The sequence below is a fragment of the Streptomyces sp. EDA2-14 genome (genome assembly GCF_054963755.1).
In genome coordinates this window covers 878,009-890,397 of the sequence record NZ_JBUEGE010000001.1, presented here as the reverse complement: position 1 = coordinate 890,397, position 12,389 = coordinate 878,009, and the positions used below count along the sequence as shown (strand labels likewise).

The following is a 12,389-nucleotide window of genomic DNA, read 5'->3' as shown; positions in this document are numbered from 1 at the left end:
GGGCCCTGGGAAGCGGTAAAGGGGGGCCATCAAGTGCCCCCCTTTTAGTCGCTGTCCCTCATGGAACGGCGTGCGCCGTGACCGGCTCCCGCTCACGGACGGCGCTGAAATTATCACGCTGCGCACACGGCGTCCCCCAATCGGCCGAGCTGAACCCCTCCTTCATCCGATCGTGTGACAAACCGAGCGAGGGGTGGACGGCGGCGGCGTCATTCGGGAGCCGTACAGTTGCTCCGGGCGCGTTATATGCACGGTGAAGGTTCTTAGGGAGGCACTTGCCGTGAGTGAGTTCCGGTTCGTCCGCATGGGTTTCGGTGCGGACATGGTCGATTACCAGGTGGCCTGGGACGAGCAGCGCCGTGTGCACGCCGCTCGGTTCGCGGACGAGGTGCCCGACACCTGTCTGCTCCTGGAGCACCCGCCCGTCTACACGGCCGGCCGTCGCACCGCCCCCGAGGAGCGCCCGCTCGACGGCACCCCGGTCATCGACGTGGACCGCGGCGGCAAGATCACCTGGCACGGTCCCGGCCAGCTCGTCGGCTACCCGATCCAGAAACTCCCGCGCCCCGTGGACGTCGTCGCACATCTGCGCCGCCTCGAGGACGCGATGATCGCGGTCTGTGCCGAGTTCGGCATCGAGGCCGCGCGCGTGGAGGGCCGGGCCGGGGTCTGGGTGCTCGGCGACCCGATCGAGCAGCGGACGAATCTGGGCGGGCTGTCCCTCGACTTCAATCCTCGGCTCAGCAGTGAGGACGAGGAGTTCGACCACCGGCTCGTCGGCCCCGAGTACGCGCCCTCGAACGCGGGCCAGCGGCACGAGGACCGCAAGATCTGCGCCATGGGCATCCGCGTCGCCAAGGGCGTCACGATGCACGGCTTCGCGCTGAACGTGAACCCGGACACCTCCAACTTCGACAAGATCATCCCGTGCGGCATCCGCGACGCGGGCGTGACCTCCCTCTCGTACGAGCTCGGTCGCGAGGTCACGATGGACGAGGTGCTGCCGATCGCCGAGAGGCATCTCCAGGACGTCCTGGGGAACGCGGACCTGCAGCCGCGCGTCGTCGAGAAGACCTCGGCATAGCCCATCCGGGGAATGCACCCCACAGGCCACCGGTTGGCCACCCGTGAGGGCCACGAACATCACGGGCGTACCCTGATGTACGCCGAGGAATCAAAGCTTTAGGGAGCCGGTCGTGTCCGCAGTCGCACCCGACGGACGCAAGATGCTGCGCCTGGAGGTCCGTAACGCTCAGACCCCCATCGAGCGCAAGCCCGAGTGGATCAAGACCCGGGCGAAAATGGGCCCCGAGTACACCAAGATGCAGAACCTCGTGAAGTCCGAGGGCCTGCACACGGTCTGCCAGGAGGCGGGCTGTCCCAACATCTACGAGTGCTGGGAGGACCGCGAGGCCACGTTCCTCATCGGCGGTGACCAGTGCACGCGCCGCTGCGACTTCTGCCAGATCGACACCGGCAAGCCGGAGCCGCTCGACCGCGACGAGCCGCGCCGCGTCGGCGAGTCCGTCGTCACGATGGACCTGAACTACGCCACGATCACCGGCGTCGCCCGCGACGACCTGGACGACGGCGGCGCCTGGCTGTACGCGGAAACGGTCCGCCAGATCCACCGCCAGACCACCAACCGCGCCGACGGCCGCACCAAGGTCGAGCTCCTCGCCCCGGACTTCAACGCGAACCCGGAGCAGCTGGCCGAGGTCTTCTCCTCCCGCCCCGAGGTCTTCGCGCACAACGTCGAGACGGTCCCGCGGATCTTCAAGCGGATCCGCCCCGGCTTCCGCTACGAGCGCTCGCTGAAGGTCATCACCGAGGCCCGCGACTTCGGTCTGGTCACCAAGTCGAACCTGATCCTCGGCATGGGCGAGACCCGCGAGGAGATCAGCGAGGCGCTGCGCCAGCTGCACGACGCCGGCTGCGAGCTGGTCACCATCACGCAGTACCTGCGCCCGTCCGTGCGGCACCACCCCGTGGAGCGCTGGGTCAAGCCACAGGAGTTCATGGAGCTGAAGGACGAGGCCGAGCAGATCGGTTTCTCCGGCGTCATGTCGGGCCCGCTGGTCCGCTCCTCGTACCGTGCGGGCCGGCTCTTCCAGATGGCCAAGGAGCGGCGCGGCTCCTACACCGCCTCGCAGGCCGTGTGAATTCAGGCACAAGAGGCTACTGACAAGTAGCGGCCGATAAGACGCGGCCCTGACGATCCCCGCAGATGAGGGGCACCGTCAGGGCCGCGTCTGCGTTCGGGTCCCCCGCATCAAGGCTTCATGGGTGTTTGACCGTCCAGTCACGCCCTGGTAACACCAATCAGTGACTCTGGAATCACACCCAGTGCACCTCCGAGCAACCGTCGTGATCAGCCCCGAGGAGGGACCCCGACCATGCAGGCCGCGCCCGTTCGCGCCACCGCCATCCCGACCGTCACCGACGCCCTGCGCGCCGTTGAGTCGCTGCTGATGAGCAGTGGACAGCGCACCGCACGCCGCAATGCCTGGACCTCCGTCCTGGAGGACCGCCGCCGCGCCAAGGACCGGGTCGAGGCGCAGCGCGTCCTGGAGGCCGCCGCCTCGCGGGGCTGAGCGAACCGGGGGCCGGTGCGGGTTCTTCCCGCTTCCCCGGCCACGTAGACTTCAAGACATGGCGAGGAAGGAAACTGCAGCGGACGCTGCTAACACCGGGCGGCTCAAGCAGATCGCTCAGACCTACAAGATGACTCGCAGGGTCGATCCCAAGATCGGTCTTGTACTCGCGGCTGTGGGAATCGTCACCTTCGGTGTCTTCCTCGCGATCGGCTTCTTGCTCGGTCACCCCATCTACCTCGGAATTCTCGGCTTCCTGCTCGCTTTCCTCGCGATGGCGATCATCTTCGGACGCCGAGCCGAGAAGGCGGCCTTCGGGCAGATGGAGGGACAGCCCGGCGCGGCCGCGGCCGTGCTCGACAACATCGGACGTGGTTGGACGACGACCCCCGCGGTCGCCATGAACCGCAGCCAGGACGTGGTGCACCGCGCGGTCGGCAAGGCCGGCATCGTGCTCGTCGCGGAGGGCAACCCGAACCGGGTGAAGTCGCTCCTCGCGGCCGAGAAGAAGAAGATGGCCCGCATCGTGGCGGACGTGCCGGTGCACGACTACGTGGTGGGCACGAGCCAGGGGCCTGAGGGAACGGTTCCGCTGAAGAAGCTCCGCACCACCATGCTCAAGCTGCCCCGCACGCTGACCGGCCCCCAGGTGACCGCGACCAACGACCGGCTGAAGGCCATGGGCGACCTGATGTCGAACATGCCGATGCCGAAGGGTCCGATGCCGAAGGGGATGAAGATGCCCAAGGGCGGCGGCGGCCGCGGCCGCTGACGCTCCCCGCAAGCAAATGTGGCGGGCCGGAACCCGAGGGTTCCGGCCCGCCACTCGTCGTTCCGGGACGATCAGATACGGACCTCGACCGACTTCGCCACGCGGTCGTGGAGGCCTCGGCCGTCCCGGTCCCAGATCAGGGCCGGAATGGCCACGCACAGCAGGACCGTGCGGACGACGACGCGGCCGAGGCCGATGCGGCCGCCGGCCTCCGAGACGACCCGCAGGCCGAAGAGGCGCTTGCCGGGCGTGCAGCCGAGGGTGCCGACCGTGAGCACGCTGAGTACGAAGAAGATGAGCAGCGCCCAGTTCCCCGTGGCCTGGTTGTAGCCATGCGTGAGCAGGCCGTATGCGATCAGCATGCACAGCGCCCAGTCCACGACGACGGCCCCGATGCGGCGGCCGGGGCGGGCGACGGAGCCGGGCCCGTGCTCGGGCAGACCGAGCTGTTCACCGCGGTAGCCGAAGTCGGCGCCCGCCTGTTCCATGGCCTCGCGGGGCCCGGACAGCCACGATCCCATTGCTTCCCTGTTGTCCACGCATCAACGGTACTGCGCCGCGTCCGGGACGCCGCCGCGGCCCCTGTTCCGGTTAACTTGGGCGAAACAAATGGGTCATGCTTGAGAAATCACGCCTGCATATCGTCGGGCCCCAGCGTGTACCACCGCACTGGACGCGCGCTCGAGCTGCCAAGAGCTGCAACCCCGCCCCTCCCTGGGTGGGAGTAGGAGGAGTTGGATGTTCCAGAACGCCGATGACGCCAAGAAATTTCTCGCGGACGAGGACGTCAAGTTCGTCGACGTTCGCTTCTGCGACCTGCCGGGTGTGATGCAGCACTTCACGGTACCGGCCGAGGCGTTCGACCCCACGGAGGAGCTGGCCTTCGACGGCTCGTCGATCCGCGGCTTCCAGGCCATCCACGAGTCCGACATGGCGCTGCGCGCGGACCTCTCCACCGCCCGTGTGGACCCGTTCCGCCGCGACAAGACGCTCAACGTCAACTTCTTCATCCACGACCCGATCACGGGCGAGCAGTACTCCCGTGACCCGCGCAACGTGGCGAAGAAGGCCGAGGCGTACCTCGCCTCCACCGGCATCGCCGACACCGCGTTCTTCGGCCCCGAGGCCGAGTTCTACGTCTTCGACTCGGTGCGCTTCGAGACCTCCGCGAACCGCTCGCTCTACGAGATCGACTCCGAGGCGGGCGCCTGGAACACCGGCGCCGTCGAGAACAACCGCGGCTACAAGGTGCGCTACAAGGGCGGCTACTTCCCGGCCCCGCCGGTCGACCACTTCGCCGACCTGCGCGCCGAGATCTCCCTGGAGCTGGACAAGCAGGGCCTCAAGGTCGAGCGCCAGCACCACGAGGTCGGCACGGCCGGCCAGGCGGAGATCAACTACAAGTTCAACACGCTGCTCGCCGCGGCCGACGACCTGATGCTCTTCAAGTACATCGTGAAGAACGTCGCGTGGCGCAACGGCAAGACCGCGACCTTCATGCCGAAGCCGATCTTCGGTGACAACGGCTCGGGCATGCACGTCCACCAGTCCCTGTGGTCCGGTGGCGAGCCCCTCTTCTACGACGAGCAGGGCTACGCGGGCCTCTCGGACACCGCCCGCTACTACATCGGCGGCATCCTCAAGCACGCCCCGTCGCTGCTCGCCTTCACCAACCCGACGGTGAACTCGTACCACCGCCTGGTGCCGGGCTTCGAGGCGCCGGTCAACATGGTGTACTCGCAGCGCAACCGCTCCGCGGCCATGCGTATCCCGATCACGGGCTCGAACCCGAAGGCCAAGCGCGTCGAGTTCCGCGCGCCGGACCCGTCCTCGAACCCGTACCTCGCCTTCTCGGCGCTGCTCATGGCGGGCCTCGACGGCGTCAAGAACAAGATCGAGCCTGCCGAGCCGATCGACAAGGACCTGTACGAGCTGGCTCCCGAGGAGCACGCCAACGTCCAGCAGGTCCCGACCTCGCTCCCCGCGGTCCTCGACGCCCTGGAGGCGGACAACGAGTACCTGCAGGCCGGCGGCGTCTTCACGTCCGACCTGATCGAGACGTGGATCGACTACAAGCGCACGAACGAGATCGCCCCGATCCAGCTGCGCCCGCACCCGCACGAGTTCGAGCTGTACTTCGACATCTAAGCCGTCCCGTCACTCCGGACGCGCTCGTCGACGAGGGCCCGGTCTTCCCCATCAGGGAGGCCGGGCCCTCGCACGTGCAGGGGGTGGGTGGGCTCCGTCGGGCGGAAAGCGGCCAATCGGCTTAAACTCGGGCAAGTCGCACACGCTGCCATGTCTCGGAGGAGTGCCCCCATGAGCAATCTGTTCGTCGTCGCCTACAACGACCTCGCCACCGCCAACCAGGTCCGCACGCGGCTGCTCGACATGTCGAAGGAGCACCTCGTCGAGCTCGAGGACATCGTCGTGGTCGAGCGCCGGGAGTCCGACGGGAAGATCAAGCTGCACCAGGCGGTGAACCACACGGCGTTGGGCGCCGGCGGGGGTGCGCTGTGGGGCGGGGTGATCGGGATGCTGTTCCTGGTGCCGTTCCTGGGGGCCGCCGTGGGCGCCGCCGCCGGGGCCGCCGGTGGGGCCGTCACCGACACCGGGATCAACGACAACTTCATGAAGGAGCTCAGCCAGAACCTGCGGCCGGGCGCCGCCGCGCTGTTCGTGCTCGTCAAGCAGGCCGCCCGCGACAAGGTCGTGCCCGAGGTCGCCAAGTACGGCGGCCAGCTGGTGCAGACGTCGCTGAACAACGACGAGGAGGACGCCCTGCGCGAGATCCTCCAGGACGCGCAGGCGAAAGCGGAGGCCTCGGCGTAAGCACCTCCCGGGCCGCGGCCGTCGGCCGCGGCCGCGCTACCGGATGGGAAGTTCCAGGCGCTTCTCCGTGACCTCGCGGGCGACGTCCGCCAGCTTGCGCCGATGGGAGCGCGCGTAGCCGCGCAGTCCGGCGAAGGCCTCGTCCAGGGTCAGGTCGTACCGCGCGGCGATGATGCCCTTGGCCTGCTCGACGATGACCCGGCTGGAGAGTGCGTGCTCCAACTGGCCCGCCAGCGTGCGGGATTCGGAGAGTTCACGCTGGAGCGAGAGGGTGTGCCCCGCCGTCTCCGCGAAGGTGCGGACCACGGCGAGGGCCTCCTCGTCCAGGGGGCTCGAAGGGGCACAGAACAGTACGAGGGCACCGGTCACGGTCTCCCGCGCGCGCAGCGGCAGGGCGGTGACCCGGCCGTGGCCGAGGGCTCTGGCGCACGGGGTCCAGCGCGGCCAGCGGGCCTGGCCGACGTCCGTGGTGATGTCCACGTCGATGAGGGCGCAGCCCGTGGTGCGGACGTCGTGGCCGGGACCCTCCCGCCACTGCACGACGGCCTCGGACAGGGCGCGCAGCTGGGGGTCGGTACCGCCGTACTGCATCGGCGTGCGGGGATCGGGCGTGTACTGCACCGTTGCCCCGCTCGCGCCGAACAGGCTGCGGCCGCCGTGGGCGAGGGTGGCCAACAGTGCACGTGTGTCGAATGGTTCGCGGGCGGCGTCCTCGGTCAATCGGGCGAAGAATTCCGCGACTCCCTGCTCCTGCAACGTCACGGTGAAGACCTCTCAACCAAGTTTTAGATGTCCCTCGACGATATCGTGGGCGATGTCCCCAATGGAGCGACCGTCGGCGAAGGAACGGGCTTTGACCAGTTCTAGTGCATCTGCGACGCGACACCCGAGCTGAACCGCCACCATGCCCGCGGCCTGATGGACTTCGGCCCGGTGGTCGATGTCGCCGAACAGTCCGGGTACCGCGTCTTTGCCGAGCAACACACTGCGGGTCAGGGCATCGGCGACCCGCCGGACGATCGAGGTCGACGTGTCCGCGGAGCTGTCGCCGAAGGCGGCGAGCGCACCGATGCACGATTCGGCGGACTCCAGCGGTACGGCGACGACTTGGCCGAATCCGAGCGCTTCGAAGGCCGGCCCGTAGCCCGGCCAGCGGGCGGAGAGAGCCGTTCCGGACACGACGACGGGACTGCGCGCGAGAATCGTGTCACGGGCCGGGCCCTCGCCGAGCACGTATTCCAAGTCCTGTGCTTCGTGGGCGGGGCGGTCGGAGTACGCGGCCGCCACCTGGTTCTGCTGACCGTCGACGAGGGTGACGGCGACGCTCTCGAAGCCGCACGCCACCGCGACTCCCGTCATGAACTGCGGGGGCGGTCCGCCGACGGCCTGTGCGGCGGCGGCGCGGCGGGCGTGTCCCGACAGGAGTTCCGCCGCGACCTGGTGGCGGGCCGCGGTCGACCGGTGCAGCTGGCCCAGCCGGATGTGCGTCTCGTCGCCCGAGCGTGCGGCCAGGTCCTCGTACCCGACCGCGAGGCGGTGCTCCCGGTCCGCCCGTTCCTGCGCGGCGACGGCACGTCGCCAGACGGCAGCCACCTGTTCCGCCGACGGCGACCTGCCTCTGGGTTCCATACCTGTCACCGTACGCCGGTGCGGTCAGGTCGCGCCGTTGGTCCTGCCTTCTTCCATCAGGAGGACGACCCCGCCGCGGTGCCCGTCGAACGGGCTGCAGTGGACGGTGCAGTTGATGCTCCGGCCGAGCCGGTTGACGGCTGCGACCACCACGGGGGCGCCGCGCTTGCGGGTGGTGACACAGCGATCCACGGCCTCCCGCAACTCCTTGGTGGGCAGCCCGAAGTCGAGGGCGAAGAAGGATTCCTCGAGGACCTCGTCCTGGCGCAGGCCCCACAGGTCGGCGGCGCCCCGGTTCCAGCTCTTGACGTTGAGATCCTTGTCGAGGACGACGATGGCGGCCGCGATGGAGGTGAGGACGCCCTCCAGGAAGGCGCGGGTCTCGTCCAGTTCCTCGGTACGGATCCGCATCTCGTCGTTCATGGTCTCCAGTTCCTCGTTCCCGGACTGGAGTTCCTCGTTGGTGGTCTCCAGCTCCTCGTTGGTGGACTGGAGTTCCTCGTTGGTGGTCTCCAACTCCTCGATGGAGGACTGGAGTTCCTCGTTCGTCGTCTCCAACTCCTCATTGGTCGACTGGAGTTCTTCGTAGGCCGTCTCCAGATCCTCGCGTACGCGTTTGACCTCGGCCTTGAGCTGGGTGGAGACGGTGACGTCGGTGAACGTGATGTTGGTGGCGGCAGGGAGGCCGCCCGCGCCGACGAGCGGCTGGACCAGGATGTCGTAGTACTGGACGTCGTCGCCGATCCTGCGCTCCGCCCCGTTCACCCGCAGGGAGCGGCGTTCGTGCGTGGCCTGGTCGATCAAAGAGCGCAGCTCGACCGGGCGGTAGGAGATCTCCAGGTCCTGGAAGGGCCGCCCGATGTCGCTGGTGGTCAGTCCGAACTGGACGCGGGCGTGGTTGTTGATGAGGACCACGATGCCCTCGCCGTCGACCGCGAGGGCCGCACCGGGCGAGGCGTCCAGGATCAGGTCGCGCAGCTGCCGATTGCGGGCCACGTTCTGCATCTCCCCGCCGACATTGGCACGCAGCTTCACCGGGGTGGGCTGGTACGGGGCCTGCGCGTCACCGGCGCGGCGGCGGAAGATCCGCTGGCGCATGCTGATGACGTCGAACCGGTCGGCGTCGTTGAGCAGCATCTCGGCCTTGCCGAGGAAGAGGAAGCCGCTCTCGCGCAGCGCGAAGTGGAACCGGTCGATGATCTGGGTCTGCGCCTCGACGTTGAAGTACATCAGCGCGTTGCGGCAGACCAGCAGGTCGAGGCGGGAGATGGGGGCGTCGCGGGTGATGTCGTGGCGGCCGAAGATGACGCGGCGGCGCAGGTCGGAGCGGAAGCTGTACTGCGACCCGTTCTGCTCGAAGTACTTGTCGCGCAGTTCCGCGGAGAGCGGTTCCAGCGTCTTGGCCGGGTAGAGACCGGAGCGGGCGTCGCGCAGCGCCTCGTCGTCCACGTCGGTGCCGTAGATCTTGACGCGGTTGAGTGCCTCGTCGACCCCGAGGGCCTCCGCGAACATGATCGCGAGGGAGTACGCCTCCTCGCCGCTGGAGCACCCCGCGCTCCACACCCTGACGTCCTCCTCCGGGCCGAGCTGCGTGAGGAGTTCGGGGATGACCTCGCGCTGCAGGTACGTCCAGGCGTCCGCGTCGCGGAAGATGGAGGTGACGTTGATCAGGATGGTGTTGAAGAGGGCGCTGAATTCGTCGGCGTTGGTCTCGAGCTGGTCGCGGTAGTCGGCGTACGAGTCGATGCCCACGTCGGACATGCGCTTGCGGATACGGCGGCCGAGCGACGAGCGCTTGTATCCGGTGAAGTCGAATCCGCGGGCGTCCCGCAGGAACCGGAGCAGCTCCTCCAGCTCCTCGTCGGTCTCCACGTCGCGCGGGGCCTCGCTCATCGTCTGTGTCCTACCTACTGCCTCGTGATGCCGACAAGCCCGCGGATCACCGCGGGGATTTCCTCCAGAGGTAGCACGAAGTCAACCGCTCCAGTACCCACCGCTGCCTCCGGCATGCCCCGGAATTCCGCAGAATGCGGATCCTGGGCGATCACCGTACCGCCCCGCGACTTCACGGCGTCCACACCCATTGATCCGTCGTTCCCCGTGCCGCTCAGGACGACCGCGATGGCGCGCCGGTCGTAGGCGCCGGCGACGGACTCGAAGAGCAGGTCGGCGGAGGGGCGCAGGAAGTGGACGAGTTCGCTCTGGGACAGCGCGAGGGCCCCGTCGGGGCCGACGAGCAGGTGCCGGTCGGGCGGGGCGACGTAGACGGTGCCGGGGCGGGCGGTCTCGTCCTGTTCGGCGAGTTTCACCCTCAGGTCGGTGCGGCGGCCGAGGATGTCGGCGATGACGGTGCGGTGCCGCGGGTCCAGGTGCTGGACGACGAGGACGGGCAGCGGGAAGTCGGCGCCGAGGCCGTCGAGGAGGACGGCCAGGGCGTGGATGCCGCCCGCGGACGCGGCGACCGTGACGGCGGCGTAGGTGTCCGGGGGGTCGGCTGTCGGCATGGAGTCCCTCTCCTGGGAGTGACGCGGGCAGTCCGGGTGCCGGGTGCCCCTCGATTGTCGCTGCTCACCCCTGCCGCGTCCTGTTTCGTTCCCGGTCACGCGCCCGGCGCCGCCGTCAGCACGCCCGCGGAGATCGCCCGGCGCAGCGCCCCGTGGTCGTCGAGGGTCTGGTCCGCGTAGCGCAGCGCGAACGCGGCGACCGCCTGGTCGAAGGTGTCCTTGCCGCCGAGGTAGGCCGCGATGGCGACGCGGTCGCCGGAGCGGGCGTGCGCGCGGGCGAGGGCGGTGCCGCACAGCCGGGCGTACGCGAGGAGTTCGTCGGGCGGCATGGCCGTGACGTCGGCGGAGCCCTTCATGTCGCGCAGCTGGCGCCAGTAGAAGGAGCGGCCCTGCGGTCCCGTCATCCAGCCGAGGAAGATGTCGCCCGCCGCCTGGAGCAGGCGCTGGCCCGACACGACGCGGTGGCCCGGATGGATGTACGGGCCGTGGTACGGCAGGTGGTCCTCGACGACGGACCGGTTGGCCTCCTTGATCTGGAGGAACAGCGGGTCGTCGGCGTCCCGCCCCGCGAGCAGCACGATGAAGCAGCGGGTGCCGACGCTGCCGACGCCGACGACCTTGCGGGCCGCGTCGACGAAGCGGTAGCGGTCCAGGAGGCGGCGGCGTTCCTCGGCGAGCGTTGAGCGGTAGTCGCCGAACATCTTGCGGACGGCCGCGGCGTCGGTGATGCCCGCCGGTTCGAGCAGCGGCGGATCGTGCACGATGCGGCGGCGCCCGTCGGGGGTCGTCTCGGTGAGCTTGCCGAGGGCGTGCAGGCTGGTGCGCCGGGCGGCCCGGGCCAGGGTGTGTTCGGCGCGGCGGCGGTGGCCGTCGGAGCGGATGAGCGGGAGCAGCGCGTGGGCGTCGATCCGCTCGTACCAGACGGCGAGTTCACCGAGTGAGGCGAGTCGGCGCATGTTCGTGCGGTACGCGGTGACGGAGGTGCGGGCCGCGCGGTGGGCATGTTTGTCGGAGTGGCCGTTGTCGCGGGCGGCGACGGCCACGGAGGCGGCGAGGCGTTTGACGTCCCACTCGAAAGGGCCGGGATACGTTTCGTCGAAGTCGTTGAGGTCGAAGAGCAGGGCGCGGTCCGGCGCGGCAAAGAGGCCGAAATTCAGCAGGTGCGCGTCGCCGCAGAGTTGGACGGTGAGACCCGTGTGGGGTGTCGCCGCGAGGTCGCCCGCCAGCACGGCGGCGGCCCCGCGCAGGAATGCGAACGGGCTCGCCGCCATCCGCCCGTACCGGATGGGCAGCAGGTCGGGGAGCCGGTCGGCGCCCTGCCGCTCAAGAGTGACGACCGGGTCGGTGCGGTCGGCGGCCGGGATCCACGGGCCGTGCGAGGAGCGGGGGCTGTGCTTGCGGGCCCGGCGGCCCAGTTCGGCGCGGTCGGCGGGGCTGCTCATGGCGGGGCGCCCCGCCGGTCAGTGACGCAGGGCGCGGGAGACCTCGGCGGTGATGTCGCCGTCGAGGGAGTGCGTGCTGCGGGCGGTGGCCTTCTTGGAGCCGCCGCCCGGCACGTCGTTCACGTTGAGCACGACGGTGTCCACCCGCTTGCCGTCGCCGTTCTTGAAGTCCACCTGGACGACGTACGACTTGGTGCCGGAGGCGCCGTTGCTGACGGTGACGGGCACCGTGGTGCGGTTGCCGCCGGACGTGACGCCGCCGAGCTTCACGTCGCCCTTGGCGTCGACGCCGCCCTTGAAGTCGTCGAACTTCTTCTGCGCCTCCGCGGTCGCCGAGGCCACGATGTCCTTGGCCCTGAAGGCGGCCGAGGAGGCGGCCGATGCCGCGGAGGCGGCCTTCGACGCGGCGCTGGACGCGTTGCCACCGTCGTCGGAGCAGCCGGCCGCGGCCACGGTCAGGGCCGCCACGCACAGGGCCGCGCCCACCGCTCGCACGCCTCGCGCACCTCGCCGTACGTCCGCCATCGCCGACACCTCCGCTCGACCACCACTGCAGGTCGCTTCAGTCAACGGTGCGCACGCCGACGGCCGCATGCCAAGGGGGGCAAACAGGTGA

The 12,389-nt window shown here is 69.3% G+C and carries 13 protein-coding genes; 6 read left to right on the top strand and 7 right to left on the bottom strand.

Features of this window, described 5'->3' with window-relative positions; genetic code table 11:
* The first annotated feature begins 280 nt into the window (after positions 1–280).
* The 4 genes from lipB (at position 281) to ACY34M_RS03935 (ending at position 3,366) form a co-directional block, all read left to right on the top strand.
* Positions 281–1,084, top strand: a complete 804-nt coding sequence (lipB, locus tag ACY34M_RS03950) for a lipoyl(octanoyl) transferase LipB (RefSeq protein ID WP_462717623.1) — start codon at positions 281–283, stop codon at positions 1,082–1,084.
* Positions 1,085–1,196: 112 nt separating this feature from the next.
* Positions 1,197–2,162, top strand: coding sequence for a lipoyl synthase (gene lipA, locus ACY34M_RS03945; RefSeq protein WP_462717622.1), 966 nt, complete (start codon positions 1,197–1,199; stop codon positions 2,160–2,162).
* A gap of 234 nt (positions 2,163–2,396) precedes the next feature.
* Positions 2,397–2,594, top strand: coding sequence for an SCO2195 family GlnR-regulated protein (locus tag ACY34M_RS03940; protein ID WP_306323515.1), 198 nt, complete (start codon positions 2,397–2,399; stop codon positions 2,592–2,594).
* Between the two features lie 58 nt (positions 2,595–2,652).
* Positions 2,653–3,366, top strand: a complete 714-nt coding sequence (locus ACY34M_RS03935) for a DUF4191 domain-containing protein (protein WP_462717621.1) — start codon at positions 2,653–2,655, stop codon at positions 3,364–3,366.
* Positions 3,367–3,437: 71 nt separating this feature from the next.
* Here the strand turns inward: ACY34M_RS03935 and ACY34M_RS03930 are convergent, their stop codons facing one another.
* Positions 3,438–3,905, bottom strand: coding sequence for an RDD family protein (locus tag ACY34M_RS03930; protein ID WP_462717620.1), 468 nt, complete (start codon positions 3,903–3,905; stop codon positions 3,438–3,440).
* A gap of 199 nt (positions 3,906–4,104) precedes the next feature.
* Between ACY34M_RS03930 and glnA the strand changes: the two genes are divergently transcribed.
* Both glnA and ACY34M_RS03920 read left to right on the top strand, forming a co-directional pair.
* Entirely contained in the window at positions 4,105–5,514 is a 1,410-nt protein-coding gene (glnA, locus tag ACY34M_RS03925; RefSeq protein WP_462717619.1) for a type I glutamate--ammonia ligase, read from the top strand.
* Positions 5,515–5,685: 171 nt separating this feature from the next.
* On the top strand, positions 5,686–6,198 hold the full coding sequence (locus ACY34M_RS03920) for a DUF1269 domain-containing protein (RefSeq protein WP_462717618.1): 513 nt from the start codon (positions 5,686–5,688) through the stop codon (positions 6,196–6,198).
* A gap of 36 nt (positions 6,199–6,234) precedes the next feature.
* On the opposite strand, the gene ACY34M_RS03915 is transcribed toward ACY34M_RS03920, so the two are convergent.
* From ACY34M_RS03915 to ACY34M_RS03890, 6 genes are all read right to left on the bottom strand, one after another.
* Positions 6,235–6,960 (bottom strand): GAF and ANTAR domain-containing protein, encoded by a 726-nt coding sequence (locus tag ACY34M_RS03915; RefSeq protein ID WP_462717617.1) that lies wholly within the window; start codon positions 6,958–6,960, stop codon positions 6,235–6,237.
* Positions 6,961–6,972: 12 nt separating this feature from the next.
* Positions 6,973–7,827, bottom strand: a complete 855-nt coding sequence (locus ACY34M_RS03910) for an ANTAR domain-containing protein (protein WP_462717616.1) — start codon at positions 7,825–7,827, stop codon at positions 6,973–6,975.
* Between the two features lie 24 nt (positions 7,828–7,851).
* Entirely contained in the window at positions 7,852–9,720 is a 1,869-nt protein-coding gene (locus ACY34M_RS03905) for a CheR family methyltransferase (protein WP_462717615.1), read from the bottom strand.
* A 14-nt stretch (positions 9,721–9,734) separates the two neighbouring features.
* Positions 9,735–10,331 carry a chemotaxis protein CheB gene (locus tag ACY34M_RS03900; protein WP_462717614.1) on the bottom strand — a complete coding sequence of 199 codons (597 nt, stop codon included), beginning with the start codon at positions 10,329–10,331 and terminating at the stop codon, positions 9,735–9,737.
* Between the two features lie 95 nt (positions 10,332–10,426).
* On the bottom strand, positions 10,427–11,773 hold the full coding sequence (locus tag ACY34M_RS03895; protein ID WP_462717613.1) for a DUF2252 domain-containing protein: 1,347 nt from the start codon (positions 11,771–11,773) through the stop codon (positions 10,427–10,429).
* An 18-nt stretch (positions 11,774–11,791) separates the two neighbouring features.
* Complete coding sequence (locus ACY34M_RS03890) at positions 11,792–12,268, bottom strand: hypothetical protein (protein WP_462717612.1); 477 nt, start codon at positions 12,266–12,268, stop codon at positions 11,792–11,794.
* Positions 12,269–12,389: the final 121 nt, after the last annotated feature.